Below are 26,435 nucleotides of genomic sequence, written 5' to 3' on the forward strand. Positions count from 1 at the left end.
GTTATACGGCGGCGGTGCCGGGCATGGGTTCCACCGTCAGTGTGGCGCCGTCCACAGAGATCACGGTGCACAGCTGCCCTTTTTCCAGGGCAACCGAGGACCTGGCGGTCCAGTCCACGCCGTCCAGACGGGCGCGGCCCGGCTGGTTGGGGGTCACGGGTTCAATGATGGTGGCGGTGCGCCCCACGTTCAGGTCTGCGTTGGTGGGCACGGGCCGCGCGTTGCGGCGTTTTTTCATCAAAGGCCAGCTGACGGCCAGCGCCGCGCCGCTGACCAGGACAAACACAAAGAACTGGACCAGAAACGATGATGTGAACAGAGAGGCGATCAGCGCGGCCACGGCACCCAGCACGAACCAGATGCTCACCAGGGCCACGGTCACGGCCTCCAGCACGCCGAACACAATGGCCAGGCCGAGCCAAAGAAGCGACAGGGGGGAAAAAACCATACGAATCCTCTTCCTTTCTGCCGCGTTGTGCGCGGCGTTTTCCTGCGTTGCAGGTTACTCGACTGCGTCGCTGCCGAAGTTTGTCGACAGCCTTATTGTACCAAATGCGGCGCGAAAACACAAAGCTCAAAAAATCCCTTTTTAGGCCCCGTTTGGCGGAAAACGGCATTTTTTTGAGTACAACCCCCTCAATCAACGCCGGGATATGTGCGGCGTGACCGGACGAGCCGGGGCGTTTTGCGCACCCGTTTATCCATATGCGCCGCCGTTTCTTGCAAACACCCGGCACCAACGCTATAATGAAAGAAAAACAATGAGGAGGACGGCGTATGGTTTGCCGGAATTGTGGGAGAGAGCTTCCTCAGGGGGCGTTGTTCTGCCCCCGCTGCGGGGCGCGGACGGATGCGCCGGTGTATTCCGTGGCGGATGTGCCGGACCCGTATTACGCACGCGAGTTTGCGTCCATCGCGGCCGGAAATCCCGGCCGGTTCAATTTTGCAGCCTTTTTCCTGGGACCGTTTCATGCGCTGTATCGGGGCTTTTTCAGCTGTTTCTGGAAATTGTACTTTCCGCTGCTGCTGGTGCAGTGTGTGGGCGAACTGTTCGCCTGCCTGTATGCGGGCAACATTGCGCTGTCCCAGCTGAACACCGGAGGCACAGGAACCCTTTTCGGTCCGCCGGTGCTGGTGTCCTGGCTGTTCAGTGTGGTGTGCGGCGTGTGGGGGCTGACCGTCGCCATTTACAACGGTGCGACCTTCAACCGCCGTTACTGCGCTTATGTGCAGGGGGACGCCACCCGCAAACCCCATGTGGGCGCGCTGATCGGGCTGATCGCGGGCTATCTGGTCTGGATTGTGGCTTTGGTGGCGCTGATTTTCAGCATGGCGTTCCGCGCGTTTCAAACCAGCTCCGACTGGGACCTGCCCGAGTGGGATGACTACAACTCCTATTACGAGGACGAATGGGCAGGCGATGAATTCTACAACGGTTCCTACGGCAGCCAGGTGGATGACATTTTCCAGCAGTATCTGGATTACGATCAGGCTTATATCAACGGCTACCTGCTGGAAGCCGAGCGCACCGGCAGCTATCTGGAGCAGTTCCAGCGGGCGCATATGTTCTACAGCGATGAGATCCCCGTGTATCAGGCGATGTCTGCCGGGTTCGACCAGCTGAGCGTGACCGAGGACGTGGTGGAAAACGAAGAGCTGGGTGTGGACGCTTATCTGGACATCACCGCTGTGCTGGGGGACACCACCTTTCAGCTGACCGTGCAGCAGTGGGACAGCTACGTCTGGTTTGTAGGCCAGAGCTGCTACCTCACAGATTCGCCGGACGATGTCTATTACATGAGCGTGGAAGAATTGGAATCGGTTCTGGCCTATTGCTACGAACAGGTGGACGGATCGGACACCTCTTCCATGGCCCGGGCCGTGCGCGGCAGCTGGAGCGAGGAAAACGGCTCCACCTTTAAAATCACCGCGGACACGCTGGCCGGTGAGTACTACGGTCTGGGTACCATGATCGACGGAAAGGTACAGGGCTGGAATACGGACGGCGGCTATGTGCTGATGAGCGTGGATGAAAGCGGCGAGAACCTGACGCTGGAATACTACGATGCCGAGGGAAATCTGATGCAGACCAAACAGTGCGCACGGGCCTGAGGCCGGCTGTCAAAATATAAATAAAAAACGCCGTTCGGAAGAACTTTTCCGAACGGCGTTTTGTTTTGCATTTTTTAAGAAAGAAGGTCAAAGCGTGCGGGTGATGGCCGCAAAGTCGTAAGGGTTCACGGTCACGGTCTGGTCCAGCAGGCGGGTAGTCAGTGTGCTGGCGGTGCGGTTCAGGCACACCGCTGCCACGGAGGAAGCGCCCCGGCGCTCAAACTCCAGCACGCCGTCCTCCGCGCGCAGAAGATGAAAGTCGCCGTCCGCGAAGGCGGAGCAGTTTTTGCGAAGCGCGGCCAGCCGCTTCAGCGCCGGCCGAATGCGGGTCTCGGTGCTGTCCCAGTCGAAAAAGGCACGGTTGAAGGGATCTTTGTATCCCTGCATGCCGATCTCGTCTCCGTAGTAGATGCTGGGAATGCCCGGCAGCGTGAAAATCAGCGCGTAGCCCATCACCAGCATGCGGCGGCCCCGTTCGTACTGGTCGGGGGTCAGGCGGCGGCCGCTCTGCCAATAGCGGTCCCGGCCCTCGCAGCTTTCACCGGCCAGTGCCGTAATGGCGCGCACCGTGTCGTGCGTGGACAGAAAGTTCATGGCGGCATTCAGAGCGGGCGCGGGGTAGTTTTCGCAGATGCGCACGATGCGGTCCGCGATGCCGCGGGTGTCTTCGCCCTTCACAAAGCCCAGCGCGGCCTCTTTGAAGGGGTAGTTCATCACGCCGTCCAGCCCTTTGCCCAGCAGATAGGTGCGGCGGCGGCCGTAACTCCATTTGTTGGTGGCGTCCTCCCACACTTCCCCCAGCAGATATTTGTCCTCGCCGTGGCGCTTGACCGCCCGGCGGATCTCCACGATGAAATCGTCCGGCAGCTCATCCGCCACGTCCAGGCGGAAGCCGGAGGCGCCCAGGTCCATCCAGTAGTCGATCACGCCGCCCTTGCCGCAGATGAAGCTGCGGTAGGCGGGGTCGTGCTCGTTCACCTCGGGCAGCGTCTCAAAGCCCCACCAGGACCGGTAGCCGCACTTGTAGGAGGGGGAAAAGTCATACCAGGAGCGGAAGGGACTGCCCTCGCCCTGCCACGCGCCGAAGGAATTGTACCGGCATTCCCGGTTGAAATAGATGGAATCGGAACCGGTGTGGCTGAACACGCCGTCCAGAATGATGCCGATACCGTGGCGCTTTGCCTCCCAGCACAACTCCTCAAAGGCCTCGTTGGTGCCCAGCAGCGGGTCGATCTTCCGGTAATCGGCGGTGTTGTACCGGTGGTTGGAATGGGCCTCAAACACCGGGTTCAGATACACAAGCGTCACGCCCAGCTCTTCCAGATAGGGCAGCTTTTGGCGAATGCCCTCCAAATCGCCGCCGAAGTAGTCCTTGTTCAGGTAACCGTCCGCCTGCTCGGTGGGCCAGAAATAGGGCTCGCCGTGTTTGTTGGGCCGGTAGATGCGGTCCGCAAAGGGCATCACCTTGTTTTTTACGCCCTCGCAGAACCGGTCGGGAAAAATCTGGTACATTACACCGCCGGCCACCGCCCGGGGCGTTTCGAAATCCGCCTCGAACACGGTCAGCTGATAGCTCTCTCCGGTGCCGGTGGTCATGGTGCACTCACCCAGGGGGCCGCGGTACAGTTTGCGGTATCCGGTGTACAAATCGAAGTAGTAGAAATACAGCCCGGCCTCGCCGAAGGCCAGCGCGCAGGAAAACAGGTCCCGGCCGTCGCGGGTCTGCTCTTTGCTCAGCGGCTGCATCACCGGTTCACCGCCGTCCCGATTCCAGATCAGGTACGGGGTGGTGCAGCCGTATTCGCAGGGCACGGCCAGCCGGAACGTGACGGTCTGACCGGCACGCACGGCTCCGTAGGGGGTTTTGTAAAAGCTGTCCTGGCTGTTGTAAATCGACGTCATACGATGAAGTGGCTCCCTTTTGGATTTTGTCGCCGCAGACAACTGCCGCACACGGGGCGCGTGTGCGGCAGAACGTTTCCGGCAGTGTTTTATTTAACGGGTTTCGCGTGCCAGATGTTGCGCGCGTAGTCGTAGATGGAACGGTCGGCCGAGAAGATGCCGCTGTTGGCGATGTTCATCAGGCTCATGCGGTTCCAGGTCTCCCGGTCGTTGTACAGGCGGGTCACGTCCTTCTGTGCCCGCAGGTAGTCGGCAAAGTCTGCCATGACCATGTACGGGTCCGAAGTGCGCAGGTTGGATGTGATCTCATGGAAGCTGTCGCCGTTCCAGCCGCGCTCCAAGAAGTCCAGCACTTCCGCGGCCTGCGGGCAGGCGTTGATGAAGCTGGAGGGGTGATAGCCGAAGGCTTTCAGCTCGTTGACCTCCGGGGTCAGCATACCGAAGATGATCTCGTTTTCCTTGCCGGCCGCCTGGGCGATCTCCACGTTGGCGCCGTCCAGGGTGCCCAGGGTCACAGCGCCGTTCAGCATGAACTTCATGTTGCCGGTGCCGGAGGCCTCAGTGCCGGCCAGACTGATCTGCTCGGACACCTCGCTGGCGGGCATCAGCCGCTCGCTGGTGGTCACGCAGTAGTCCTGAAGATAGACCACACGCAGTTTTTCGCGCACGGTGGGGTCCGCGTCGATCAGCGTGCCCAGCTTGCAGATCAGGCGGATCATCTGTTTGGCCATGTAATAGCCCGGCGCGGCCTTGGCGCCGAAGATATAGGTTTTGGGCGTAAAGTCGGCGTTGGGGTTGTTTTTCAGGTACAGGTACTGGGCCGCGATGTTCAGCGCGTTCAGGTGCTGGCGCTTGTACTCATGCATGCGCTTGACCTGCACGTCGAAGATGCTGTGGGGGTCGATCACCTGCCCGGTCACTTTTTCCAGATGCTGGGCGAAAATCACCTTGTTCTGATCCTTGACCTGGCCCAGTTTCTCCAGAACGGTCTTGTCCTTGGCGAAAGCCGCAAAATCCTTCAGCTTGCTGGCGTCCTTTTTGAATCCGTCGCCGATGGTCTCGCTCAGCAGGTTGGTCAGGCCCGGGTTGGAGGCCAGCAGCCAGCGGCGGTAGGCAATGCCGTTGGTCACGTTGGTGAACTTCTTGGGCGCATACAGGTAGTAGTCGTGGAACACGCTCTGCTTGATGATCTCGCTGTGCAGCTTGGAAACACCGTTGATGGTGTGGCACACATAGCAGCAGATGTTGGCCATGCGCACCTGGTTGTCACCCAGAATGGCCATGTAGTTGATTTTGCCCCAGTCGTCGTGGAACACCTGTTGCAGGTCCGCGCGGCAGCGGCGGTCCATTTCCTCGCAGATCTGATAGATGCGGGGCAGGGTCTTTTTGAAGATGTCGATGTTCCACTTCTCCAGCGCCTCGCTCATCACGGTGTGGTTGGTGTAGGCGAAGGTGCGGCGGGTGATGTCAAAGGCGTGCTCCCAGGTGAAGCCGCACTCGTCCAGCAGAATGCGCATCAGCTCGGGAATGGCCAGGGTGGGATGAGTATCGTTGATATGAATGGCGATCTGGTCGGGCAGATTGTCCAGCGTGGCGTACTGGGACAGGTGGTTCTTCACAATGTCGCCGATGGATGCGGCGCTGAGGAAATACTGCTGGCGCAGACGCAGGATCTTGCCTTCCACATGGTTGTCGTTGGGGTACAGCACCTTGCTGATCAGCTCGGCGTTGGCGCTTTTGTTGATGGCGTTGCCGTACTGGCCGGCGTTGAAGCTGCTCATGTCAAAGCCGGGGGATTTGGCCTTCCACAGACGCAGCTGAGACACGCCCTTGGAATCATAGCCCGCCACATACATGTCGTAGGGCACGGCGATGACGCTGGAATAGTTCTTGTGGGTCACGCTGTGATAGGTGCCCTCCCAGCTCTCTTCGATCTCGCCGTCGAACTTGACTTCCACCGCCTGGTCAGGATGGCTCTTCAGCCAGACGCTGCCGCCGGGCAGCCAGTTGTCGGCGTGCTCTTCCTGCCAGCCGTCCACGATCTTCTGCTTGAAGATGCCGTACTCGTACAGGATGGAATAACCCGTGCCGGGAATGCAGTCCGTGGCAAGACCGTCCAGATAGCAGGCGGCCAGGCGGCCCAGACCGCCGTTGCCCAGGCCGGCGTCCGGCTCCTGGTCATAGATGTTTTCCAGTTTGATGTCGTGCTTTTTCAAAACGGCCTCCGCCGCCTCGTTCAGCCCCAGGTTGAACAGGCTGGTCTTCAGGCTGCGGCCCATCAGAAACTCCATGCACAGATAGTACACCTGTTTGCTGCCGGTGCCGTAAGTGCGGGCCATAAACTCCTTGCGCTTGCGGCTGAGCATGCCGCGCACGATCAGGGCAAGAGCACGGTACAGCTGCTCGTCGGTGGCAGAGGCAATGTCAATGGCGAATTCGCTGAAAAGCTTATCCTCCAGCATCTTTTCAAAAGACTTGGCGGTGATCTTGGTCTCCAACTTCATCTACTCCCACTTTGTATAATTTCAAAAAAATCATCGTTTGAGTGCATCAAAGCACTTTTATTATAGTATTTTAGACGGCCGGATTCAATAAAAACACTTTTTTTATGACCTTTTTTCAAAAATCCACTTTTTATCTTTGAAGATTTCGTATATAATAGGGAAGAAACGACGGCAGAATGGGCGAGGTGTCCCCATTGGCCGCCCGACTACTTATTTTTAGAAAAGGGGTTTTCACATGCCTGCCAATAAAATCAAATTGGAGATCTGCGGTTCGAGCTATGTGATCGCTACCACTGATACGGAGGAATACGTCTTAAGTCTTGCGGAAAAACTGGACGCCGACATGAACCAGATGATGGTCAACAACCCGACGGCCTCCGTGGCGACGGCCGCGGTCATCACCGCTTTGGGATATTTGGACGAATTGAAAAAAAGCACCAGCGGCGCCGACAACATGCGCGCCCAGATCAAGGACTATCTGGAGGACGCGGCCAAGGCCAAGCTGGCAGCCGAAGAGGCGCGGCGTGAGGTGGAGCGCCTGCGCCGTGAGCTGGGCTACTTGAAAGAGCAGAAGTAATGCCGTTTCAGAGGAACAACCGGCCTGAGATTCTGGCGCCTGCCGGCAATGCCGACATGCTCCGCGCGGCAGTGTGCGCGGGAGCGGACGCTGTGTATCTCGGGCTGTTGCATTTTAACGCCCGCCGGTCCGCCGGCAACTTTTCCGCCGCAGCCTTGTGCGAGGCCGCGGCTTTTTGTCATGCCCGAAATGTGAAAGTATACGTCACGCTGAACACCACCCTGTATCCCGCCGAGCTGCCCGGCCTGGAGCAGGCTGTGCGGGACGTGGCCGCCGCCGGGGCCGATGCGCTAATCGTGCAGGACCTGGCCGTGGCGCAGCTGGCAAAGCGGGTGGCGCCGGGTCTGGCGCTGCACGGCTCCACTCAGATGAGCGTGCACAGCCTGGCCGGTGCGCTTCAGCTGCGGGACATGGGCTTTTCCCGGGTCATTCTCTCCCGGGAGCTGACGCTGGAGGAGATCCGCCACATCGCCGCAGAATGCGGCATTGAGGTGGAATGTTTTGTCCACGGCGCTTTGTGCATGAGCGTCAGCGGTCAGTGTTATATGAGCGCTTTCCTGGGCGGCCGCTCCGGCAACCGGGGCGCCTGCGCGGGCCCCTGCCGCCTTCCGTTCAGCGCCGGGCAGCCCGGGGCGTGCCATCTCAGCCTCAAGGATATGAGTCACATCGCTCACCTTCCGGCCATGGCACAGGCGGGCGTGGCCAGCGCGAAGATTGAAGGCCGTCTGCGCACGCCCGAGTATGTGGCCGCCGCTGTCAACGCCTGCGTGCAGGCACGGGACGGACAGGCCTATGACAAAGAATTACTACAAGATGTATTTTCTCGCTCCGGGTTTACAGATGGTTATCTCATCGGACGCCGGGACGGACAGATGTTCGGGGTGCGTACTGCTGAGGATGCGGCCGCAGCCCGGCAGGCCATTCCCCGTCTGCGGGAGCTGTTCCGCAGAGAACGTTCCTCTGTGCCGGTGCACCTGCGGCTGACACTGGAAGAGGACGGGGCCCGGCTGACCGTTCGGGACGAGGACGGTCATGTGGTGGAGAAAAAAGGAAACACACCGCCTGTCCCGGCACAGAAAGATCCGGCCGAGGCCTATCGCCGCGCGCTGGAAAAAACCGGCGGCACACCTTTTTATGCCGCGGAAATGGAACTGGAAAACGCCGGGGCCTTTGTGCCCGCGGGCGAAGTGAACGGGCTGCGCCGGGACGCGCTGGAGCAGCTTCTTCAGATGCGGCAGGCGCCGTGCCCGCTGCCCTGCACGCAGGAGCACGTGTCGGTGCAGCCGCCGCGCCCGGCGGACAGCCGGGGGCTGGTGCTGCGGCTGGAGAGCACCGGGCAGCTGCCGGATGCGCTGCCGGAGCAGGTGGCGTGGATTTCCGTGCCGCTGGACCAGTGGCAGCAGGTGCCGGAGCCGCTGCGCGCAAAAACCTGGCTGGAGATTCCCCGGGTGCTGTTCGGCCCGGCGGAAGAGCGGGCGGCCCGGCAGCTGCAGGCTTGTGCGGAGCAGGGATTTGCCGGCTGTGTGGCGCAGAATATCGCCCATTTCCGCCTTGCACAGGGAATGCCTGTGGCGGGCGGCTTCGGGCTGAATGTGACCAACCAGCTGGCGGCCCGGGCCTATGAGGCTTTGGGGGCGCAGGCCCTGACGCTCAGTCCGGAACTGACCGCGTCGGAGATGGCGCGGGCCGGAGGCGACCGGCCGCGGATGGCGTTGGCCTATGGCCACATGCCGCTGATGCTCACGCGGGCCTGCCCGCTGCACAATGTGCACACCTGTGCGGGCTGCTCGCGCAAAGGGGAGCTGGAAGACCGCAAGGGCGTCCGCTTCCCGGTGCGCTGTTCTGGTCCGGACGGCGCGCGCACGGTGTACAACCCCGTGCCCATTTATATGGGAGATAAGCCCGGCGCGCTGCCGGTGGAGTGGGAAGTTCTCTACTTTACCACGGAAGAGCCGGAACGGGTGCGCCAGGTGCTGGATTTGTTCTGCAGCCGTCGCCCCTTTGATGGGGCCTTCACCCGGGGACTGTACTTCAAGGGTACGCAGTAACGCCGGAGAAAAGGAGAGGAAAATGGTTTTAAAGTTAAAAAAAGTGCGTCCGGGCGCTGTTCTTCCCGGAAGAGCTACTCCGGGAAGCGCCGCGGTGGACTTGCGTGCCGTGTGCGGGGACGAGGGCGTGCACCTGGAACCTCTGGGCCGTGCCGTCATTCCCACGGGCATCGCCATCGAACTGCCCGGCCCCGAGACCGTGGCGCTGGTCTTTGCCCGCAGCGGCCTGGCTGTGCGGGAGGGCCTGGCGCTTTCCAACGGTGTGGGCGTCATTGATTCCGATTATCGGGGCGAGATCTGCGTGGGGCTGGTCAACCTGTCGGACAAGCCGTACACGGTGCAGAACGGCGAGCGCATTGCACAGCTGGCCGTGATGCCTGTTCTGATCCCGCAGATGCTGGAAGTGGAGCAGCTGGGCGAGACACAGCGGGGCCAGGGCGGCTTCGGCTCCACGGGAAAACAGTAAAAGGGGAGACAAACAATGAAGTTGAAACGCACGTTTCTGTTGTGGTTTTTCATTTTGGCGGGGATCGTGCTGGGCGCCATGCTGGCGGCGGTGTGTAAAAACGTGTCGTTTTTGAGCTGGCTGTCCTATTATCAGTCCATCGGGTTTAATGCCGACGCGCCCTTTGTGCTGGACCTGTCCGTCATCAAGCTGTCCTTTGGTTTCTCCATGGGCATCAGCGTTGCGCAGATCTTTACCATTGCGGCGGCCATTTTCCTTTACAATAAGACCAATCTGCGCTGAGGAGGGACCGTGGATGAAGCTTGTGCTGGCTTCGGCCTCGCCCCGGCGGCGGGAACTGATGGCGCTGGCCGCACCCGCGTATGAGGTGTGCGTCAGCGATGTGGACGAAAGCGCGCTGACCGCGCCGGACCCGGCCGCCCTGGCGCAGGTGCTGGCCGATGCAAAATGCGCGGCGGCCGCGGCTTTGCGCCCCGGTGATGTGGTGGTGGGCTGCGACACGGTGGTGGATGTGGACGGCCAGGTGCTGGGCAAACCCCGGGACCGGGAAGACGCCCGCCGCATGCTGGACAGCCTCAGCGGCCGGACGCATCGGGTGCACACGGGGGTGTGCATTCAGGCACCGGGCGAGCAGCGGCGTTTCTGCGTCACCACCGAGGTGGAATTCTGGCCGCTGGATGCGGCTGAGCGGGATGCCTATCTGGACAGCGGCGAGCCTTACGACAAGGCGGGCGGATACGGCATCCAGGGCGGCGCGGCCAAATTTGTGCGCGGCATTCGGGGCTGCTACTTCAATGTGGTGGGGCTGCCGGTGTCTCAGGTGCACCGCGCTTTGCGGAGTATGGCCTGCTGGCAGGCCCTCGGGTTTGACGAATCCGATTGAATTTGTATGATTTTGTGTGAAGTGCTGAAAAAAAGTGTTGTGCAGTTCTCTTTTTTGTGATATGCTGTAAAAGTAGGCATGATAGGAGGTACTGTCACTTCTTGTCATGGAGGGGAAAGCATGGGTGCGAGAGTCATCATGGTGGCGTCCGGCAAAGGCGGTACCGGAAAAAGCACTGTGGCGGTGCTCACTGCCGGCCGGCTGGCTGCCCGCGGGCGGCGGGTGCTGCTGGTGGAACTGGACTCCGGCCTGCGCAGCGTGGACTATATTGCAGGGGTGTACGGCAAAACGGTCTACGATGTGGAAGATGTATTCTCCGGGCGGTGCGCCGCAGGCAAGGCCATTGTGGAAAGCCCGCTGTATCCGGATCTGTATGTGATCTCTGCGCCCTATTCGGGCGGCCGCGTGCGCGCCGCGGCACTGCAGGTTTTTGCAGAGCGCGCAAAACCGGTGTTTGACGATATCGTGCTGGACACGGCCGCAGGCATGGGCGCGCCTTTTGAGGCAGCCGCCGCTGTGGCGGACCGTGCGCTGCTGGTCATTACGCCCGACCCCGTTGCTCTGCGGGACGGGCACATTGTTTGTGATGCGCTGGCGGCCGGCGGGCTTCAGGATATCCGGCTGGTCATCAACCGGGTGCCGCCCCGGCTGGACGGGTGCGGCATACGCGATTTGGACGAGTGCATCGACACCGTGGGCGCGCAGCTGATCGGCGTGGTGCCCGAGAGTGCCGAGGTGCGTGCCGCAGGGGCAACGGGAACAGCCCTTGCACAGAAAAGTACGGCTTACCGCGTGTTTGACGCCATTGCAGCGCGTCTTTGCGGCGAGCAGGTTCCCTTGATCGTGCGTTGACGTTTTCCACTATACATTCAGAGGGGATTGATCCACATGAACATTGCACTGATCGCACATGATGCGAAAAAAGAACTGATGGTCCAGTTCTGCATTGCGTACTGCCCGGTGCTGGCGCAGCATAATCTGACGGCGACGGGCACCACAGGCAAACTGGTCAGCGAAGCTACAGGTCTGCCCATTCAGCGCTGCCTGTCCGGCACGCACGGAGGCGACCAGCAGATTGCGGCGCGCATTGCCTGCAACGAGATTGACCTGCTGTTGTTTTTCCGTGACCCGATCACGGCAAAGCCTCATGAACCAAACGAGATGAACCTTCTGCGCCTGTGTGATGTGCACAACATCCCCATGGCGACCAACATCGCCACGGCAGAGGTTTTGATCCATGGTCTGGAGCGCGGCGATCTGGATTGGCGCAACATTGTCAATCCCCGTTGATCGTTTTAAAAAGGGAAAGTATGCGGTTGTGCCCTGTCCGTCGGGACAGGGCTTTTTTGTGAAGAAATTGCTTTTTCAGACCGTCCGTGTTACACTGAAACAAAGAATGGGGAGAGGTGAGAAACATGAAGTGTCCGGTTTGCTGCGAGAATTTTTCAGGGGAGCGGTGCCCGCATTGCGGCATGCGCATCAGCGGGTCACAGCAGCCGTTGTTCTCCGGTGAGGATGCCGGCCCGGTGGTTCGAAACGGAAAGGTTTCGCTGGCCGCGCTGGAGCGCAGGCAGGAGTCCGGCCGCAGAACCCGGCGGGTGCTGCTGACGATCGTAGGCGTTTTTGTGGTGATCGTGCTTCTCAGTTTCCTTCCTCTGCTTTTGAATACAGCTTCGCCGGTGCCGGAACCGGTGCGGGCGGAAGACCAGGCAGACGCCTGGATCACAAACCTGGAACTGGATCTGGAGCAGTGGGCGCAGGACTCCGGCAAAAATGCGATTTTCTTCTACATGGAAGATCCGGAGTGCATCAACGGCGTGCTGGATCAGGAAGGTCTGCTGCACCTGGCCGAGCAGGCGGCTGCGGGGGATACCGATGCGCTGGCGGCCTGGTACGAAGCGGAAGATCTGTGCCGGAATTTCTACGACGAGTGCCGGGTACAGCTGGACGGTATGGGGCAGGCGGAGCTGCCGCTGACGGCCTGGCTGGCGGATGCGGACAGCGGAGAATTGCTGCTGGGCGTGGATTCGTACGACATTTGGTACAGCTATTACGAGGAACTTTTGAACGAACCGGTGGAATGAGAACGGAAAAAGAACGACCCCGGACGCAATCTGCGTCCGGGGCTGTTTTTCTTTGCCGGTCAGTCGATGACCGTCCGGGTGCGGCCGATGCCCACCACGGCAGCGGTCAGCTTTTTCCAGGACTGGCAGCCGCAGATGCCGTCGGCCGTCAGCCCTACAGCGCGCTGGAAGCCTTTCAGGGCGTTTTCGGTATTGGCGCCGAAAATGCCGTCCAGCGTGCGCGTGGAATATCCCAGGGCGTTCAGACCGTCCTGCAAAATCAGCACGTAGGTGTTGCGGCTGCCCCGGCGTACGGTGGGGTAGCCTGCGGTGGTGCCCGAACAGGCGGGCTTGCCGTACCGGCGGTCAAAATGGACCCAGCGGGGGGTCATGCTCAGCGGTTCCACATAGCCCCAGGCGCCGGTGGCCACCGCGGTGTTGTAAATTTTCTGGCGCTCGGCGCTGGACACATTCTGGCCCACGTCGAAGCTTACGCCGGCATAATGCTGGCTGGCCGTGCCGTGGCCGCCTTCCCAGATGCGCTTGAAGGCGTAGCCGATGTAAATGCCCTTGCCGTAGCTGCGCCGGGTCAGGTTCCATGCCTCCATGGCCGTGGTGGTGGTCCACAGCGTGGGGCTGTTGGACGAGCCGCGGAACTCACGCACACGCATGGTGTTGCCGTAGGCGTAGGGCATGGCGTCGTTTTCCGACAGGTTGTAAATCAGAAATTTGTTGTTGTACGCGTCATAGACAAAGATTTTGGCCATGGTTCATTCCTCCATCAAATAATAGTCGTAAATGGTGTCCCAGGTCAGGCGGTCCACAAGCCCCGTGACCGGCAGGCCGAACCCTTTCTGGAACTCCTTGACGGCGTTGTAGGTGGTTTCGTCCACAATGCCGTTTTCCGGCACAAACCAGCCGGCGCAGAACCGGGACGCGATCTCGTTCATGAACTGCTGCAGCTCCAGCACAGCGGAACCGGCGCTGCCGAAGGCCAGCACGTAGCCCGGATATTCGCCCACAGGGCGGTCCACGCCGGTGGGGTCGGCCGCCAGGCTGAGATAAATGATCACCATGGTGTTCCAGGTGGTCTCATCCATCACGCCGGTCTGCGGCAGGCTGAACTCCTGCTGGAAACTGCGCACCGAGGCGGCGGTCTCGGGGCCGTAGACGCCGGTCAGCCCGTCAATGGGCAGGATGGGATCATAGAATACGCCGATATATGCCAGCATGAACTGTACAAATTTGACAATCTCGCCCTGGGACCCCTCCTGCAGATCATAGCCGGGATAGGCCAGCACACGCAGGTTCAGCATGGGGCCGTCCACGTTGCGCAGGGTGGTGAAGCGCTGGTAGATGCTGTCCCAGGTGGCACGGCCCACAATGCCGTCCACCGTCAGGCCAAACAGCTGCTGATAGGCGCGCACGGCTTTTTCTGTGGCAGCGCCGAAAACGCCGTCGTAAGCGATGACGGGAATCTCGGGGAAATAGGCGCTGAGCAGATACAGATAATACTGCACTTCCTTGACCGCCCGCCCGGTGCTGCCCACGCGCAGCGGCGTGCCGGGATACACGCCCGGCCGCTGGTCCGAAGTCAGCAGGCCATTGATCAAATCGGTGTACACTTCATAGATTTTGTTCCAGGTCAGCGGCCCCACCACGCCGTCCACGGACAGACCATAGGCGCTCTGGAAGGCGCGCACAGCCGCCTGGGTGTCCGCGCCGAAGATGCCGTCCGCATTGATGGACGGGATGTTTTTGTTGGACCGGGCGATGATGCGCAGATAGAACTGCATCTGTTTGACCTCATTGCCGCGAGACCCTGTGCGCAGCGGTGTGCCGGGATACTGGCCGGGCTGCGTTACGCCCGGAGGCGCGACGTCCTCCTGAATGGACCGGTACTCCCCGTACAGGGTGTCCCAGGTGGCGCGGCCCACAATGCCGTCCACGGTCAGACCGTAGTGCGTCTGGAAGGCGCGCACAGCCGCCTGGGTGGCCGCGCCGAAGATGCCGTCCACATTTACCTTGGGAATGCTGGGCACATAGTCGGCGACCGTGTTCAGCCAGAACTGTACCTGTTCCACCGTATCACCGGTGCTGCCCACGCGCAGCGTACCGGGGAAGGTGCCGCTGACCAGACCGCCGGTGGGCTGTTCGCCTTCGCTGGTCAGTTCCGCCAGCTTTTTCACCGCCACGTAAATGTAGCTGATCTGGTACCAGGTGCTGCGGCCCACCACGCCGTCCTGCGTCAGACCGAACTGCTTTTGAAATTTTTTCACCACATCTGCGGTGCTTTGACCGTATACGCCGTCCACTTCCAGGGTGCCGAAGGATGGATAGTCCTTGGAAATGCGGTTCAGCTGCCGCTGGATCGTGCGCACGGCGTCGCCGGTGGAGCCGATGCGCAGGGGCGTGCCGGGATAGCTTTCGGGAATGTCGGCAATGTTGTCGGTGCGCACGATCTCCAGATTGTTGCCGTAGTAATATTTCAAAATTTCCAAAGCGGTTTTGCCGCTTTCCGCCAGGGTCACGGTGCCCCACTGTTTCATGCCGCGGCATGTGACGGATTTTCCGTCGCAGTACTCGGTGAAATAGGGGTCGATGGTGCCGGGGCGCCGCACGTACGTGTCGAAAATTTCATCCACAATGCGGTCCATGGGCTCAAAGATGTCCCGGCCGTGCACATAGTACTGGTCGTAGCTGGTGGAGTTGGTGATCTGGAAATTGTATCCCTTGCTTTTGTACCATTCGGTAAAGACGCGGTTCAGCGCCAGGCTGATTTGAGCGTGGATGTTGGCGCGCAGCGCCTGTTCCGGCCAGGTGGGATAGATCTCGCTGGAGGCCACGTTTTTGATGTAGTCCCGGAAAGATACGGTCACGTTCTGGGCGCTGGCGGCAGGCCGGCCCAGGTGAACGGTGATCTTGTTGGGGATGACCGGGGTGGACAAGACCCGCGCGCGGCACTCCGTGATGGGGCTCTGACCCGACGAAGGACCGCCCGCGAACAGCTTGTGAACGGGGACGAGCGTGTCCTCCAGCGGTTCGGTGAGCAGGCGTGCGCCGTTCTGGTCCACCGAGGGAATCATATCCAGCGGCTGAAGACTGGTGATGGTGTCGAAAATCTGCACGCCTTTCACATCCACGGGAAGATAGCCCTGTTTTTCCGCGTGAATGTCGCAGGTGGCATAGGGAAGCGTTGTACTCTGCGGTTCCAGCGAGAGCGCTTTGGGAGGGCAGGAAATGGAAATCGTCTGGCTCAGGGCGGTGGAACCGGTGGAAAGTTGGGTTCGGGTGCCGTCGGAAAAGGTGACGGTCACCTGAACGTCCGGGACGGGATACGCCTCGGAAGCAGTGTAGCTTCGGAACTGGAGCATCCCGGTGCCGGTGTTTTGAATGGTGGCTTGCTCCATAAAAAACTCCTTTCTGAAACGGGCGGCAAAGGGCGGAAGGGCAGCGCCCGGACGTGTCGCCCGAAAGCGTCGCGGAGGCCCTGTACCTCAACCTATTCCGAAATTTGTCTGCCTGACACTGGCGCGGCCTCTTCCTTTTTCGGCGTTTTTGCGCTATACTGAAACAAATACGAAAAAGCTTGCATACAGGAGGCTTTTATGGAATTTATTTTGGAAAATGAAAATTTGCGCGTAACGGTGGAAAGCCACGGGGCGGAGCTTGTCAGCGTGGTAAACAAGCAGACCGGCGCGGAAATGCTCTGGCAGGCGGACCCTGCTGTCTGGGCGCGGCATGCGCCGGTCCTCTTCCCTTACTGCGGACGCCTGAAAGACGGGGCGTTCACCTGCAAGGGCGTTCGGTATGAGGGTGGTGCGCATGGCTTTGCCCGGGACATGGAGCACACTCTGCGTCAGCAGGACGCGGACAGTGTCACCCTGTGTCTGGAAGCCAATGCCCTGACCATGAAGAAGTTTCCCTTCGCGTTCCAGTTCATCACCACGTACACGCTTGAGGGAAACACTGTTTCCCACCGCGTAGAGGTCATCAACGACAGCGATGAAGTTATGCCTTTTGGACTGGGATTCCACCCGGCGTTCCTGTGCCCCTTTGAAGAGGGAAAGGCCACCGGCGATTATGTGTTGCGGTTTGATGCGCCCCAGTCGCCTGTGGTGGTGGAGACCGGAGAGAAGGACGGCCTTGTGACCGGTCAGCGCCGTCCGCTGTTCCAGAACCAGACCGACATTCCCCTGACCGATACGCTGTTTGCTCATGACAGCATCTGCATGACGCAGCTGACCGCCCGCACGCTCTCTCTGGTGGAAAAGGCCACGGACCGCAGCGTGGATGTTCAGATCGAGGGATTCCCCTATGTGCTGGTCTGGAGCGTGCCGGGCCCGGTGAAGTTTGTGTGCATTGAGCCCTGGCACTCGCTGCCCGATGCCCGGGATACCGACGGCCGCTGGGAGGACAAGCCCGCCGCCGCCCGGCTGAATCCGGGTCAGCGGTTTGCCACAACCCTGAAGATGCGCTTCAACCGATAAACAAGAAACGCGCCCTGTTCCCGCGGGAACAGGGCGCGCTTTTTTATGCGGCAAAAAGCGCCCGCCGCTTTCAAAAGCGGCGGGCGCCGGGGTTTGTGCGATGGATCAGAACTCCAGCTCCATCAGGCGGGACAGGGCCAGAATGTAGATCTTCAGGCTCTGCAAAAGACGGGCCACGGGCACGCCCTCGTTGGCGCCGTGCATGGCTCCCACAAAGGCAGGCATGGGTTCCTGGGGTTCTTCCATGCCGAAGCTGACCGCGTTTTCAAAGTGGCGGGCATAGGTGCCGCCGCCCATGGTGAAGGGCTTTTTGTTCTGGCCGGTCACTTCGTTGTAGGTGTCGATCAGCGTGCGGATGGCAGGGGAGTCCGGCTCGATATAGAAGGGCACGGCAGGTTTTTCGCCCGCGAAGGAAGCGCCGAACCGGGCCGCAAAGGCGCTCAGCTTTTCGCACATCTCATCGGCGGTGATGCAGGTGGGATAACGAATGTCGATGGTCTGGCACAGCCGGCCGTCCCGGGTTTCCACTGTGCCGCCGATGCAGGTCAGCGGCGAGAATACCTTGTCTTCACAGTCAATGCCCGCAAACGAGCCGTCGGTCACGCGCAGCAGTTCGCGCTCCATGCGCAGCACCGTGTTTTCCTCTTCCGAGCACAGGTCATGGTCCAGCAGGTAGTCCACCACCAGCGCGATGGCGTTGACGGTCCCCTCGGGCAGAGAGGCGTGGCCCCCCTTGCCGTATCCGGTGATGCGCACCAGGCCCTCGCCCTCCTGTGTCACCTTCACACGGTCCGTGTCCGCAAGACCGGCTGCGTCGGCCTTGACGATGGCGAAAGCGCGGTCGGGTACCACGTTGGTGGCAACGCCGCCCTCCATCCGGACCAAGTTCCCGGTCAGGGCAGCGCTGGTAAATGTGCCGCCGTAGTGGCCTTTTTCGCCGTATCCCACCGGAAATTCTCCGTCCGGCGTGAAACAGAACGCGGGCTGCGGATAGCGGGACAGGTAGTAGTCCACATCTTCCATGCCGGTCTCCTCGGCGCAGCCCAGCAGGATGCGCAGCGTGTAGGGCAGCTCTTCGCCCTGCTCTTTGAAGAACTTGGCCGCATACAGCGTCAGCACCGCGGGGCCCTTGTCGTCGGCGGTGCCGCGGCCGATGACGTAGCCGTCCCGCTCCACCAAATCAAAGGGGTTTGAATCCCAGCCGTTGCCCTCGGGCACTACGTCCAGATGAGCGATGGTGGCGATTTGCTTTTCACTTTTGCCTGTGATCTGCGCATAGCCCATGTAGCCTTCGCAGTCGTGGGTCTCCAGCCCGAAACCGCGGGCCATGTCCAGGGCGGTGTCCAGCGCTTTGCGCACATCGGCGCCGAAAGGCGCGCCGGGTTCGGGTGCGCTCTGCACGCTGGGAATGCACACCAGCGTCTTCAAATCGCGCAGAAGAGCGTCCTTGTTCTGTTCAATAAAAGCATCGATTTTCTGAATGCGTTGTGAATCGTTCATGGTTTGTTTCTCCCTGTTGTTTGAGTTTCTATCCCTTATTATAGTATAATGAAAAAAATACGCAAGAGAACGCAGGAGGCGTCCATGAAGAAAAACATTTTGTTCGCGCTGGTCATTCTGGCAGCGGCCGGCGCGCTGGCGCTGTGGGGCGCAGGCCGGGGCGCCGGCGCCCAGGCGGTGGTCAGCGTGGCGGGTGCCGAAACGCAGCGCATTCCGCTCTCCCGGGACGGGACTTATTCCATAGAGGGCGCGCCTTTTCCCGTGACGCTGGAAGTGCGGGACGGCGCCATCCGCTTTGTGGACAGCCAGTGCCCCGACCATATCTGCGAAAACTTCGGCTGGCTGAGCAAAGAGCACGACCAGGCGGTGTGCGCCCCGGCAGGCGTGGTGGTCAGCGTGGAGGAGTGAAGACTTTTTTCGTCAAAAAAACAGCTGTGCCCCTTGCGTGGGGCCCGGTGGGATGGTATCATAAATTCATGTAAGGTTTTTGAAAAATAAATGTCAACTTTCTGTAAACGAAGCGGCCGGAGCACATACGAGCCGCTTTGTTTTTGGGAAGAACGTTGTCAGCCGGAGGAATTTATGACGATTTTTGACGTGATCAATCTTGCAGGCGGTATTGCGCTGTTTTTGTACGGCATGAGCATCATGGGTTCCGGCCTGGAAAAAATTGCCGGCGGAAAAATGGAAAGCATTTTGCAGAAGCTGACCGCATCCACCATCCGCGCGGTGCTGCTGGGTGCGCTGATCACCGGCATCATCCAGTCGTCGGCAGGTACCACCGTCATCGTGATCGGTCTGGTCAATTCCGGGATCATGCAGCTGAGCCAGGGCATTGGCATCATCATGGGTGCAAACATCGGAACAACGGTCACCGGCCAGCTGATCCGTCTGTCGGAGATGTCCGGCGGCAGCACCTGGATGGAGTTCTGCAAACCCGATACCTTCGCGCCGCTGGTGGCCTTTGCGGGGGCCATTCTGTATGTGTTCATCAAGGCGCCCAAAAAGCGGAACATCGGCCAGATCATGATGGGCTTTGGCCTTTTGTTCACGGGCATGGGCATCATGACCAGCTCGGTGGAACCGCTGCGCGACTCGCCCCTCTTCATTCAGCTGTTCACCTCGCTGCAAAACCCCATTCTGGGCGTTCTGGCGGGCATGCTGGTCACCATCGCCATTCAGTCCTCCTCTGCGTCGGTGGGCATTCTGCAGGCTCTCTCCAGCACCGGCGTGGTCACCTGGGGCAGCGCCATTCCCATCATTCTGGGCCAGAACATCGGCACCTGCTCCACACCGCTGATCGCGTCGGTGGGCGCGTCCAAAGCGGCCAAGCGCAGCGCCGTGGTCCATCTGTATTTCAACGTCATCGGTTCGCTGGTTTTTCTGGTGGTCATCTACGGCCTCAAAGCACTGTTCCAGTTCACCTGGTGGGATGAGCCCATCGGCATGGGCGACATTGCCAACTTCCACACCCTGTTCAATGTAGTGGTCACGGTGATGTTCATCCCCTTCGTGCGTCTGCTGGCAAAACTGGCGGAAATGACCATTCCCGATTCTGCCGGGGAGAAAACCGAAGTGGAGATCCCCGTGCTGGACGAACGCCTGATCACTTCTCCGGCCGTAGCCATTCAGCAGGCGAAAAGCGCCGTGGAGACCATGGCGCGCAACGCGCAGCTGAACTACGCCGCCGCCATCCCCGTGCTGTACAGTCATGACAGCGAGACGCTGAACCTGATCCACCAGCGGGAAAACATCATCGACCAGCTGGAGGTGGCCATCAGCAACTATCTGGTGAAAATCACCGACAAAGAACTGAGCGAGAACGAGAGCCACGCGGTCAGCGAGCTTTTAAACTTCATTGTGGAATACGAACGCATCGGCGACTACGCCATCAATGTGTGCGAGCGGTCGGGCGAGATGTTCGACAAGGAATTGTCGTTTACGGACAAGGCCAAAGCGGAACTGGCTGTGGTGGACAAAGCACTGCAGGAGATTCAGGACATCACCCTGCGCGCCTTTGAACAAAGCGACGCGACGGTGGCCGAACAGGTGGAGCCGCTGGAGGAGACCATCGATTTGATGATCGAGACCATGCGTTCGCGCCATATTCAGCGCCTGAAGACCGGCGAGTGCCAGATCGACGGCGGCACCATTTATCTGGAAATTCTCACCAATCTGGAGCGCATTTCCGACCACTGCTCCAACATTGCGGCCCGCATTGTGGGCAGTGAAGCGGATGTGGGCAATTTCGACGCCCACGCGTTCCGCCGGAACATGCACGACGGCTTTGTGCCCAATTTCAACGAAATGCTGGCAAAATACAAAGAAAAATATTACGAGCCTCTGTGTGAGATGTGAGAGACAGCTGCATCAAACGGGAGCGAGGGTGTGCCCTTGCTCCCGTTTTTGGTTGTGCGCCCGGCAGAACATAAAAAAACGGCATGGCCCGAGCCATGCCGTTTTGCAAACCGTTTTGTCCGGCGCGTGTTTAAAACGCGTCCTCTTCGTCCTCGCCGTCGGAATAGATTTCAATGTAATCCGGGGTGGTCTTTTTGTCCCAGTACGCCAGCGCGCACACGGCCGCCGCGATCACTGCCAGCCAGCCCAGAAGTTTCAACACGAATTTCATCCTCAATACGCCTCCTCATTTTTCAATAGGGAACCACCAGAAGGGAGTCAAACCCTCTGGACGTGGGCACAGGCCCGCCGGCCGGCACGGGGAAGGCCGCGCCGAAGGCGGTTTCCGTCCGGTCAAACAAAAACACATTTCCGGGCAAAAGCATCCCGGCGTGGGGCGCACAGCCGAACCAGGTTTGGAACACATCGGCCTCCAGCACGCTTTCCGCGCCCCAGTATTCGCCCTGCTCGTCCTGTCCGGCCAACTGCCGAACACAGGGCGCCGTCAGGGTCTGCCGCAGCACATCGTCCTCGTACAGCGCCAGCTGACAGGGGGCGTCCTTGGCCAGCACGGCGAACAGATAGCGCCGCGCCGTGTCGTCCGCTGTCACGGCAAGCCCGATGCGGGCAGTGGCGGGGGGCTCGCCGTCAAACACCGTGACGCTGTAGTGCAGCGCTCCCTTGTGCACATAGCAGCGAAGATAGGAATAAACCTCTCCGCGCCGGGGCTGGCCATAGAATTCGGTCACCTTCAGCGCGGGCAGCGTCTCGAACGCAAGGGGCGAGGCGCTGTCAGTAACAAGAAACGGCAAAACGTTCCCTCCCGCAAAAAAGCTGTATAAGTTAGTATACCACATCGCCGGCGCGAAACGCAATGTTCGAGTTTGTGAAAGATTTATTTTTTGTTGACAGCGTCCCGCTGAATGTTAAAATAAAATAATGAAGGATTGCGGTTTTCTGCCCGCGGGCAGAGCCGTGAGAAGTAAGGAAGAGAAGAGGGATCACACTGATGTTAGCCAAACTGAAACGCAGCGCTGAAGGCGCGCGCGTGCCGCACCACAAAGGTACGGCGGAGCTGGCAACCGAGAAGATGCCCCTGCCCGAGAAGATCGTGCTGCCCATGCAGCAGCACATTGGCGCGCCCTGCACCCCTGCGGTGAAAAAGGGCGACACCGTCTATGTGGGCACCGTGGTGGGCACGGCGGGCGGTTTTGTCAGCGCGGACATCCATTCCGGCGTTTCCGGCACGGTGGAAGCGGTGGACAGCGTCCACATGCCCAACGGCGCCGTGGTTCCGGCAGTGGTCATCAAACCGGACGGAAACCAGACCCCCGACCCGGCCTGCAAACCGCCGGTGGTGACGGATGCGGCCAGCCTGGTGGCTGCGGCGCGTGCCTGCGGCCTGGTGGGCCTGGGCGGCGCGGGCTTCCCCACTGCGGTGAAGCTGTCGCCCAAGAATCTGGACCAGATCGATACACTGGTCATCAACGGCGCCGAGTGCGAGCCGTACATCACGGCCGACAACCGGGAATTCCTGGAGTGCAGCGATACTGTGATGCGCGGTGTGGCGGCCGTCAAAGAGTACCTGGGTATCCAAAAGGTCATCTTCGGCATCGAGCGCAACAAGCCCGAAGCCATTGATCTGATGTTCAGCCTGACCAAAGGCGACAGCAGTTATTCGGTGCAGCCTCTGGACAGCCGCTACCCCCAGGGCGCGGAAAAAGTGCTGATCGAAAAGACCACCGGCCGGGAAGTTCCCCGGGGCGGTCTGCCCAGCGATGTGGGTGTGATCGTGATGAACGTGACCACGGTGTCCACCCTGGGCAAGTTCCTGGATACAGGCATGCCGCTGACCACCAAACGCCTGACCGTGGACGGCGACGCTGTGACCACGGCCAAAAACGTGGAGGTCATCATCGGCACGCCCATGCAGGACGTGCTGGCATTCTGCGGCGTGAAAGAGGACATGGAAAAGCTGATCATGGGCGGCCCCATGATGGGCACGGCCGTGTTTGATCCCTCGTTCCCCGTGCTCAAACAAAACAACGCGCTGCTGGCATTTTCCGGCAAGAAGGCGCACCTGCCTGCGCCCGGCCCCTGCATCCGCTGCGGCCGCTGCATTGCGGCCTGCCCGCTGGGTCTGTCCCCGGTGGAGATTGCGGGCGCTTTCACAAAAGGCGATGTGGACGGGCTGAACCGGCTGATGGTGGATTTGTGCATGGGCTGCGGCAGCTGCACATTTGTGTGCCCGGCCAAGCGGCCGGTGGCGCAGACCATGAGCCTGGCCAAGGTCATGCAGAAGAACGGAGGGAAGAAGTAACGAATGGAACCGAAAAAATTAGTGGTTACCGCATCCCCTCATATTGTGGACCAGTCCTCCACCCGCGGGCTGATGGGGCATGTGATCATTGCGCTGATGCCCGCTCTGGTGGCCAGTGCCTTCATCTTCGGCTTCCGGGCATTGCTGGTCACAGGTGTGACCGTGGCGGCCTGTGTGGGCTTTGAGGCACTGTACTGTGTTTTGATGAAAAAGCCTGTTCCCGTGGGCGACCTGTCCGCGGTGGTCACGGGCCTGATTCTGGCGTTCAACCTGCCGGCCACCATTCCTCTGTGGATCGCCGTGGTGGGCGCGTTCATCGCCATTGTAGTGGTAAAACAGCTGTTCGGCGGCATTGGCTGCAACTTTGCCAACCCCGCGCTGGTGGGCCGCATCGCTCTGTTTGTGGGCTTTGCGGGCCGCATGACGGCGTATGCTTTCCCCGAGACGGACATTGACGTGCTGGCTACTGCCACGCCGCTGGTGGCGGGCAAGAGCCTGTCCAGCATGGACATGCTGTTCAACCTGGCCTTCGGCATCCACGGCGGCGTGCTGGGCGAGACCTGCTCGGTCATGCTGCTGCTGGGCGGCATTTACCTGATCGTCACGCGCACCATCTCCGCGGCCATTCCGGTGGCCTATCTGGGCACTGTGGCGGTCCTGAGCCTTGTGTTTGGCCAGGACGTGGTGCTGCAGCTGCTGGGCGGCGGCCTGCTGCTGGGCGCGTTCTTCATGGCCACGGACTATGTGACCAGCCCCTTCACCCTGAAGGGCAAAATCGTGTACGGCATCGGCCTGGGCGTCATCACCTGCGCCATCCGGTTCTGGGGCAACATGGCCGAGGGCGTCAGCTTCTCGCTGTTGATCATGAACCTGCTGGTTCCGTACATCAATGACCTCACCCGTCAGAAACCGCTGGGAGGTGTGAAGTCAAAATGAAAAATGTGTGGAACGATTTTGTAAAACCCATTGTGGTTTTGGGTGTCATCTGCCTGGTGGCCAGCGCGCTGCTGGCAGGCACCAACGGCCTGACGGCTCCCATCATTCAGGCCAATACCGAGCGCACGGCCAACGCCAACCGCACCGAGCTTTTGCCGGAGGCGGACACCTTCACCAAAGTGGAGTGCACGGTGGAAGGCGTGACCGAGGCCTACAAAGCGGACAACGGCGCGGGCTATGTGATCACGGCCGCGTCCAAGGGCTACGGCGGCGACGTGCCCGTGATGGTGGCCTTTAACAGCGAGGGAACCATCACCGCGGTGAAATTCCTGGACAACGACGAGACCCCGGGCCTGGGCCAGAAAGTGAAAAACGAGGACTTCAGCGGCCAGTTTGCGGGCCGTGAGGCACAGGAGATGACCCTTGAGGACATCGACGCCATCTCCGGCGCCACCATTTCCTCCCGCGCGGCCGTCAACGGCATCAACAGTGCCATTGAAGCGTACAACGTGCTGTCCGGCAACAGCGAGGGAAAAACCGAACTGACTGCGGACGAGATCCGCGCGGCGGTGCTGCCCGATGCGGGCGAGCTGACGCCGGTGGAACTGGATGCGCCGGGCGTGACCGAGGCGTACAAAGGCTCCAATTACGGCTACCTGATTTATGTGGAAGGCGTGGGCTACCACGACAAACCCATGTACGCGGCGGTGGGCTTTGACGATGACGGTGTCATCACGGGCCTGTGGACCGACGGCATGGGCGAGGGCGAGCCTGTGCGCGAAGCCTTCACCGGTCTGGGCCTGGCTGACCAGCTTATTGGAAAAACCGATGCGTCCGAATTTGACGGGGTGGCCGGCGCCACCATGTCCAGCGATTTGATGCGCAAAACCATTCAAATGGCTGTAGACGCGTTTCAACTGGTAAAGGAGGCGTAAAAGGATGAGCGGAAAACTGAAAATTCTCACCAACGGCCTCCTGAAAGAGAACCCCTCTCTGCGCCTGGTGCTGGGCACCTGCCCCACTCTGGCGGTGACGACTCTGGCCGTGAACGGCCTGGGCATGGGCCTGGCAGCCACCTTCGTGCTGATCTGCTCCAACATCGCCATTTCCGCTTTGCGGAAAATCATTCCCGACAAGGTCCGCCTGCCGGCCTACATCACAGTGATCGCCACCTTCGTGACGGTGCTGCAGATGCTGGTCAAGGCGTATCTGCCTTCTCTGGATTCGGCGCTGGGCATTTTCCTGCCGCTGATCGTCGTGAACTGCATCATTCTGGGCCGTGCGGAGATGTTCGCATCCAAACACGGCATTCTGGATTCGGCGCTGGACGGCCTGGGCATGGGCCTGGGCTTCACCCTGACGCTGATGGTGATGGGTTCCATCCGTGAGCTGCTGGGCGCGGGCACGCTGTTCGGCGTGCAGATCATGCCTGCCAGCGTGGACCCCATGACCGTGTTCATCACCCCGCCGGGCGGCTTCTTCGTGTTCGGCTGCCTGATGGCACTGGTGATCTGGATCGAGACCAAGACCAACAACCGCATCCCCCGCAAAATGGGGTGCGAGGGCTGCCCTGCCAAGGGTGCCTGCGCAGGCGGCTGTGAAAGCGGCGCACAAGCGGCGGAAGGAGGCGAGGCGTAATGGCGGCAAGTCTTGCAATGATCTTTTTCAGCATGATCCTGGTGAACAACTACGTCCTCGTACAGTTCCTGGGCATCTGCCCGTTTTTGGGCGTATCCAAAAAGCTGGATTCCGCCTTTGGTATGTCCTGCGCGGTGATTTTCGTCATGGCGCTGGCCACTGCGGCGACCTGGCCGATCTACACCTATATTCTGGAGCCCCAGGGCCTGGCTTATCTGCAGACCATCGTGTTCATCCTGGTCATTGCAGTGCTGGTGCAGCTGGTGGAGATCATCATGAAAAAATACATGCCGCCGCTGTATAAGGCGCTGGGCGTGTATCTGCCCCTCATCACCACCAACTGCGCGGTGCTGGGCGTGACCATCTCGGTCATCGACGAGGGCTACAACTTTGTCGAGAGCCTGGTCTGCGCGGTGGGCGCCGGCTTCGGCTTCATGCTGGCCATGGTGCTGTTCGCGGGCGTGCGCAAACGCCTGGAGGACGCCAAACCGCCCAAATGCTTCGAGGGTCTGCCCATCACGCTGGTCAGCGCCAGTGTGGTAAGCCTGTCTTTCATGGGCTTCGGCGGCATCATCGAAAATATTTTCGGCGCATAAAAG

The 26,435-nt window shown here is 60.4% G+C and carries 25 protein-coding genes; 17 read left to right on the forward strand and 8 right to left on the reverse strand.

What is annotated here, in order from left to right:
- Position 1: 1 nt before the first annotated feature.
- The gene (locus ACKTS9_RS12790) at positions 2-448 is read right to left on the reverse strand and encodes an NfeD family protein (protein WP_407881237.1); all 447 of its coding nucleotides are present in this window, start codon (positions 446-448) and stop codon (positions 2-4) included.
- Positions 449-777: 329 nt separating this feature from the next.
- On the opposite strand from ACKTS9_RS12790, the gene ACKTS9_RS12795 reads away from it, so the two are divergent.
- Complete coding sequence (locus ACKTS9_RS12795; RefSeq protein WP_407881239.1) at positions 778-2,112, forward strand: zinc ribbon domain-containing protein; 1,335 nt, start codon at positions 778-780, stop codon at positions 2,110-2,112.
- Positions 2,113-2,199: 87 nt separating this feature from the next.
- On the opposite strand, the gene ACKTS9_RS12800 is transcribed toward ACKTS9_RS12795, so the two are convergent.
- Together ACKTS9_RS12800 and ACKTS9_RS12805 are read right to left on the reverse strand one after the other, a co-directional pair.
- Positions 2,200-4,014: a glycoside hydrolase family 13 protein gene (locus tag ACKTS9_RS12800; protein WP_407881241.1), complete on the reverse strand. Its 1,815-nt coding sequence runs from the start codon at positions 4,012-4,014 to the stop codon at positions 2,200-2,202.
- Between the two features lie 89 nt (positions 4,015-4,103).
- Entirely contained in the window at positions 4,104-6,518 is a 2,415-nt protein-coding gene (locus ACKTS9_RS12805) for a glycogen/starch/alpha-glucan phosphorylase (protein WP_407881243.1), read from the reverse strand.
- A 235-nt stretch (positions 6,519-6,753) separates the two neighbouring features.
- Between ACKTS9_RS12805 and ACKTS9_RS12810 the strand changes: the two genes are divergently transcribed.
- The 8 genes from ACKTS9_RS12810 to ACKTS9_RS12845 all read left to right on the forward strand — a co-directional run bounded on the left by ACKTS9_RS12810 (position 6,754) and on the right by ACKTS9_RS12845 (position 12,576).
- Positions 6,754-7,095, forward strand: a complete 342-nt coding sequence (locus ACKTS9_RS12810) for a cell division protein ZapA (protein ID WP_349215614.1) — start codon at positions 6,754-6,756, stop codon at positions 7,093-7,095.
- On the forward strand, positions 7,095-9,143 hold the full coding sequence (locus tag ACKTS9_RS12815; protein WP_407881246.1) for a U32 family peptidase: 2,049 nt from the start codon (positions 7,095-7,097) through the stop codon (positions 9,141-9,143). Before ACKTS9_RS12810 ends, ACKTS9_RS12815 begins: the two co-directional genes overlap by 1 nt.
- Before the next feature lie 22 nt (positions 9,144-9,165).
- Complete coding sequence (gene dut / locus ACKTS9_RS12820) at positions 9,166-9,609, forward strand: dUTP diphosphatase (protein WP_349215617.1); 444 nt, start codon at positions 9,166-9,168, stop codon at positions 9,607-9,609.
- Positions 9,610-9,624: 15 nt separating this feature from the next.
- Positions 9,625-9,891, forward strand: a complete 267-nt coding sequence (locus ACKTS9_RS12825) for a DUF4321 domain-containing protein (RefSeq protein WP_349215619.1) — start codon at positions 9,625-9,627, stop codon at positions 9,889-9,891.
- 13 nt (positions 9,892-9,904) lie between these two features.
- A complete protein-coding gene (locus ACKTS9_RS12830; protein ID WP_349215620.1) occupies positions 9,905-10,492 on the forward strand; it encodes a Maf family protein in 588 nt (195 codons plus the stop codon).
- Positions 10,493-10,612: 120 nt separating this feature from the next.
- Entirely contained in the window at positions 10,613-11,344 is a 732-nt protein-coding gene (locus tag ACKTS9_RS12835) for a P-loop NTPase (RefSeq protein ID WP_349215621.1), read from the forward strand.
- 36 nt (positions 11,345-11,380) lie between these two features.
- Positions 11,381-11,782: a methylglyoxal synthase gene (locus ACKTS9_RS12840; protein ID WP_349215622.1), complete on the forward strand. Its 402-nt coding sequence runs from the start codon at positions 11,381-11,383 to the stop codon at positions 11,780-11,782.
- Positions 11,783-11,907: 125 nt separating this feature from the next.
- Positions 11,908-12,576, forward strand: coding sequence for a hypothetical protein (locus ACKTS9_RS12845; RefSeq protein ID WP_349215623.1), 669 nt, complete (start codon positions 11,908-11,910; stop codon positions 12,574-12,576).
- A gap of 59 nt (positions 12,577-12,635) precedes the next feature.
- Here the strand turns inward: ACKTS9_RS12845 and ACKTS9_RS12850 are convergent, their stop codons facing one another.
- Together ACKTS9_RS12850 and ACKTS9_RS12855 are read right to left on the reverse strand one after the other, a co-directional pair.
- Complete coding sequence (locus ACKTS9_RS12850) at positions 12,636-13,322, reverse strand: peptidoglycan-binding domain-containing protein (RefSeq protein WP_349215624.1); 687 nt, start codon at positions 13,320-13,322, stop codon at positions 12,636-12,638.
- A gap of 3 nt (positions 13,323-13,325) precedes the next feature.
- Positions 13,326-15,965, reverse strand: coding sequence for a peptidoglycan-binding protein (locus ACKTS9_RS12855; protein ID WP_407881251.1), 2,640 nt, complete (start codon positions 15,963-15,965; stop codon positions 13,326-13,328).
- A gap of 198 nt (positions 15,966-16,163) precedes the next feature.
- On the opposite strand from ACKTS9_RS12855, the gene ACKTS9_RS12860 reads away from it, so the two are divergent.
- Positions 16,164-17,045 (forward strand): aldose 1-epimerase family protein, encoded by an 882-nt coding sequence (locus ACKTS9_RS12860; protein ID WP_407881253.1) that lies wholly within the window; start codon positions 16,164-16,166, stop codon positions 17,043-17,045.
- Between the two features lie 105 nt (positions 17,046-17,150).
- Here the strand turns inward: ACKTS9_RS12860 and ACKTS9_RS12865 are convergent, their stop codons facing one another.
- The gene (locus ACKTS9_RS12865; protein WP_407881255.1) at positions 17,151-18,545 is read right to left on the reverse strand and encodes a Sapep family Mn(2+)-dependent dipeptidase; all 1,395 of its coding nucleotides are present in this window, start codon (positions 18,543-18,545) and stop codon (positions 17,151-17,153) included.
- Between the two features lie 84 nt (positions 18,546-18,629).
- On the opposite strand from ACKTS9_RS12865, the gene ACKTS9_RS12870 reads away from it, so the two are divergent.
- Together ACKTS9_RS12870 and ACKTS9_RS12875 are read left to right on the forward strand one after the other, a co-directional pair.
- Positions 18,630-18,953, forward strand: a complete 324-nt coding sequence (locus ACKTS9_RS12870) for a NusG domain II-containing protein (RefSeq protein WP_407881257.1) — start codon at positions 18,630-18,632, stop codon at positions 18,951-18,953.
- Between the two features lie 174 nt (positions 18,954-19,127).
- Positions 19,128-20,903, forward strand: a complete 1,776-nt coding sequence (locus ACKTS9_RS12875) for a Na/Pi cotransporter family protein (RefSeq protein WP_407881259.1) — start codon at positions 19,128-19,130, stop codon at positions 20,901-20,903.
- A gap of 130 nt (positions 20,904-21,033) precedes the next feature.
- Here the strand turns inward: ACKTS9_RS12875 and ACKTS9_RS12880 are convergent, their stop codons facing one another.
- Together ACKTS9_RS12880 and ACKTS9_RS12885 are read right to left on the reverse strand one after the other, a co-directional pair.
- Positions 21,034-21,174 carry a hypothetical protein gene (locus ACKTS9_RS12880; RefSeq protein ID WP_349215842.1) on the reverse strand — a complete coding sequence of 47 codons (141 nt, stop codon included), beginning with the start codon at positions 21,172-21,174 and terminating at the stop codon, positions 21,034-21,036.
- Positions 21,175-21,196: 22 nt separating this feature from the next.
- Positions 21,197-21,754 (reverse strand): hypothetical protein, encoded by a 558-nt coding sequence (locus ACKTS9_RS12885; RefSeq protein ID WP_349215840.1) that lies wholly within the window; start codon positions 21,752-21,754, stop codon positions 21,197-21,199.
- Between the two features lie 197 nt (positions 21,755-21,951).
- Here ACKTS9_RS12885 and rsxC point away from each other — a divergent pair, with 197 nt between their 5' ends.
- From rsxC to ACKTS9_RS12910, 5 genes are read left to right on the forward strand one after another with little or no spacing between them, the layout of a single operon-like run.
- A complete protein-coding gene (gene rsxC, locus ACKTS9_RS12890; protein ID WP_349215838.1) occupies positions 21,952-23,262 on the forward strand; it encodes an electron transport complex subunit RsxC in 1,311 nt (436 codons plus the stop codon).
- 3 nt (positions 23,263-23,265) lie between these two features.
- Positions 23,266-24,198, forward strand: a complete 933-nt coding sequence (locus ACKTS9_RS12895) for an RnfABCDGE type electron transport complex subunit D (RefSeq protein WP_349215836.1) — start codon at positions 23,266-23,268, stop codon at positions 24,196-24,198.
- Positions 24,195-25,133, forward strand: coding sequence for an RnfABCDGE type electron transport complex subunit G (locus ACKTS9_RS12900; RefSeq protein WP_407881263.1), 939 nt, complete (start codon positions 24,195-24,197; stop codon positions 25,131-25,133). Before ACKTS9_RS12895 ends, ACKTS9_RS12900 begins: the two co-directional genes overlap by 4 nt.
- Before the next feature lie 4 nt (positions 25,134-25,137).
- A complete protein-coding gene (locus ACKTS9_RS12905) occupies positions 25,138-25,836 on the forward strand; it encodes an electron transport complex subunit E (protein WP_349215833.1) in 699 nt (232 codons plus the stop codon).
- Positions 25,836-26,432: an electron transport complex protein RnfA gene (locus ACKTS9_RS12910; RefSeq protein ID WP_349215832.1), complete on the forward strand. Its 597-nt coding sequence runs from the start codon at positions 25,836-25,838 to the stop codon at positions 26,430-26,432. Before ACKTS9_RS12905 ends, ACKTS9_RS12910 begins: the two co-directional genes overlap by 1 nt.
- Positions 26,433-26,435: the final 3 nt, after the last annotated feature.

The organism is Owariibacterium komagatae (genome assembly GCF_045865535.1).
Lineage (GTDB): Bacteria > Bacillota > Clostridia > Oscillospirales > Ruminococcaceae > Ruthenibacterium > Ruthenibacterium komagatae.

Bases quoted from the DNA above. Each gene is read 5' to 3' on its own strand.
- ACKTS9_RS12825 (WP_349215619.1), top strand. From the start codon at position 9,625: ATGAAGTTGAAACGCACGTTTCTGTTGTGGTTTTTCATTTTGGCGGGG.
- ACKTS9_RS12850 (WP_349215624.1), bottom strand. From the start codon at position 13,322: ATGGCCAAAATCTTTGTCTATGACGCGTACAACAACAAATTTCTGATT.
- ACKTS9_RS12810 (WP_349215614.1), top strand. From the start codon at position 6,754: ATGCCTGCCAATAAAATCAAATTGGAGATCTGCGGTTCGAGCTATGTG.
- ACKTS9_RS12880 (WP_349215842.1), bottom strand. From the start codon at position 21,174: ATGAAATTCGTGTTGAAACTTCTGGGCTGGCTGGCAGTGATCGCGGCG.
- ACKTS9_RS12860 (WP_407881253.1), top strand. From the start codon at position 16,164: ATGGAATTTATTTTGGAAAATGAAAATTTGCGCGTAACGGTGGAAAGC.
- ACKTS9_RS12800 (WP_407881241.1), bottom strand. From the start codon at position 4,014: ATGACGTCGATTTACAACAGCCAGGACAGCTTTTACAAAACCCCCTAC.
- rsxC (WP_349215838.1), top strand. From the start codon at position 21,952: ATGTTAGCCAAACTGAAACGCAGCGCTGAAGGCGCGCGCGTGCCGCAC.
- ACKTS9_RS12815 (WP_407881246.1), top strand. From the start codon at position 7,095: ATGCCGTTTCAGAGGAACAACCGGCCTGAGATTCTGGCGCCTGCCGGC.
- ACKTS9_RS12855 (WP_407881251.1), bottom strand. From the start codon at position 15,965: ATGGAGCAAGCCACCATTCAAAACACCGGCACCGGGATGCTCCAGTTC.
- ACKTS9_RS12845 (WP_349215623.1), top strand. From the start codon at position 11,908: ATGAAGTGTCCGGTTTGCTGCGAGAATTTTTCAGGGGAGCGGTGCCCG.
- ACKTS9_RS12900 (WP_407881263.1), top strand. From the start codon at position 24,195: ATGAAAAATGTGTGGAACGATTTTGTAAAACCCATTGTGGTTTTGGGT.
- ACKTS9_RS12840 (WP_349215622.1), top strand. From the start codon at position 11,381: ATGAACATTGCACTGATCGCACATGATGCGAAAAAAGAACTGATGGTC.
- ACKTS9_RS12795 (WP_407881239.1), top strand. From the start codon at position 778: ATGGTTTGCCGGAATTGTGGGAGAGAGCTTCCTCAGGGGGCGTTGTTC.
- ACKTS9_RS12805 (WP_407881243.1), bottom strand. From the start codon at position 6,518: ATGAAGTTGGAGACCAAGATCACCGCCAAGTCTTTTGAAAAGATGCTG.
- ACKTS9_RS12905 (WP_349215833.1), top strand. From the start codon at position 25,138: ATGAGCGGAAAACTGAAAATTCTCACCAACGGCCTCCTGAAAGAGAAC.
- ACKTS9_RS12870 (WP_407881257.1), top strand. From the start codon at position 18,630: ATGAAGAAAAACATTTTGTTCGCGCTGGTCATTCTGGCAGCGGCCGGC.
- ACKTS9_RS12835 (WP_349215621.1), top strand. From the start codon at position 10,613: ATGGGTGCGAGAGTCATCATGGTGGCGTCCGGCAAAGGCGGTACCGGA.
- ACKTS9_RS12790 (WP_407881237.1), bottom strand. From the start codon at position 448: ATGGTTTTTTCCCCCCTGTCGCTTCTTTGGCTCGGCCTGGCCATTGTG.
- ACKTS9_RS12830 (WP_349215620.1), top strand. From the start codon at position 9,905: ATGAAGCTTGTGCTGGCTTCGGCCTCGCCCCGGCGGCGGGAACTGATG.
- dut (WP_349215617.1), top strand. From the start codon at position 9,166: ATGGTTTTAAAGTTAAAAAAAGTGCGTCCGGGCGCTGTTCTTCCCGGA.
- ACKTS9_RS12875 (WP_407881259.1), top strand. From the start codon at position 19,128: ATGACGATTTTTGACGTGATCAATCTTGCAGGCGGTATTGCGCTGTTT.
- ACKTS9_RS12895 (WP_349215836.1), top strand. From the start codon at position 23,266: ATGGAACCGAAAAAATTAGTGGTTACCGCATCCCCTCATATTGTGGAC.
- ACKTS9_RS12865 (WP_407881255.1), bottom strand. From the start codon at position 18,545: ATGAACGATTCACAACGCATTCAGAAAATCGATGCTTTTATTGAACAG.
- ACKTS9_RS12910 (WP_349215832.1), top strand. From the start codon at position 25,836: ATGGCGGCAAGTCTTGCAATGATCTTTTTCAGCATGATCCTGGTGAAC.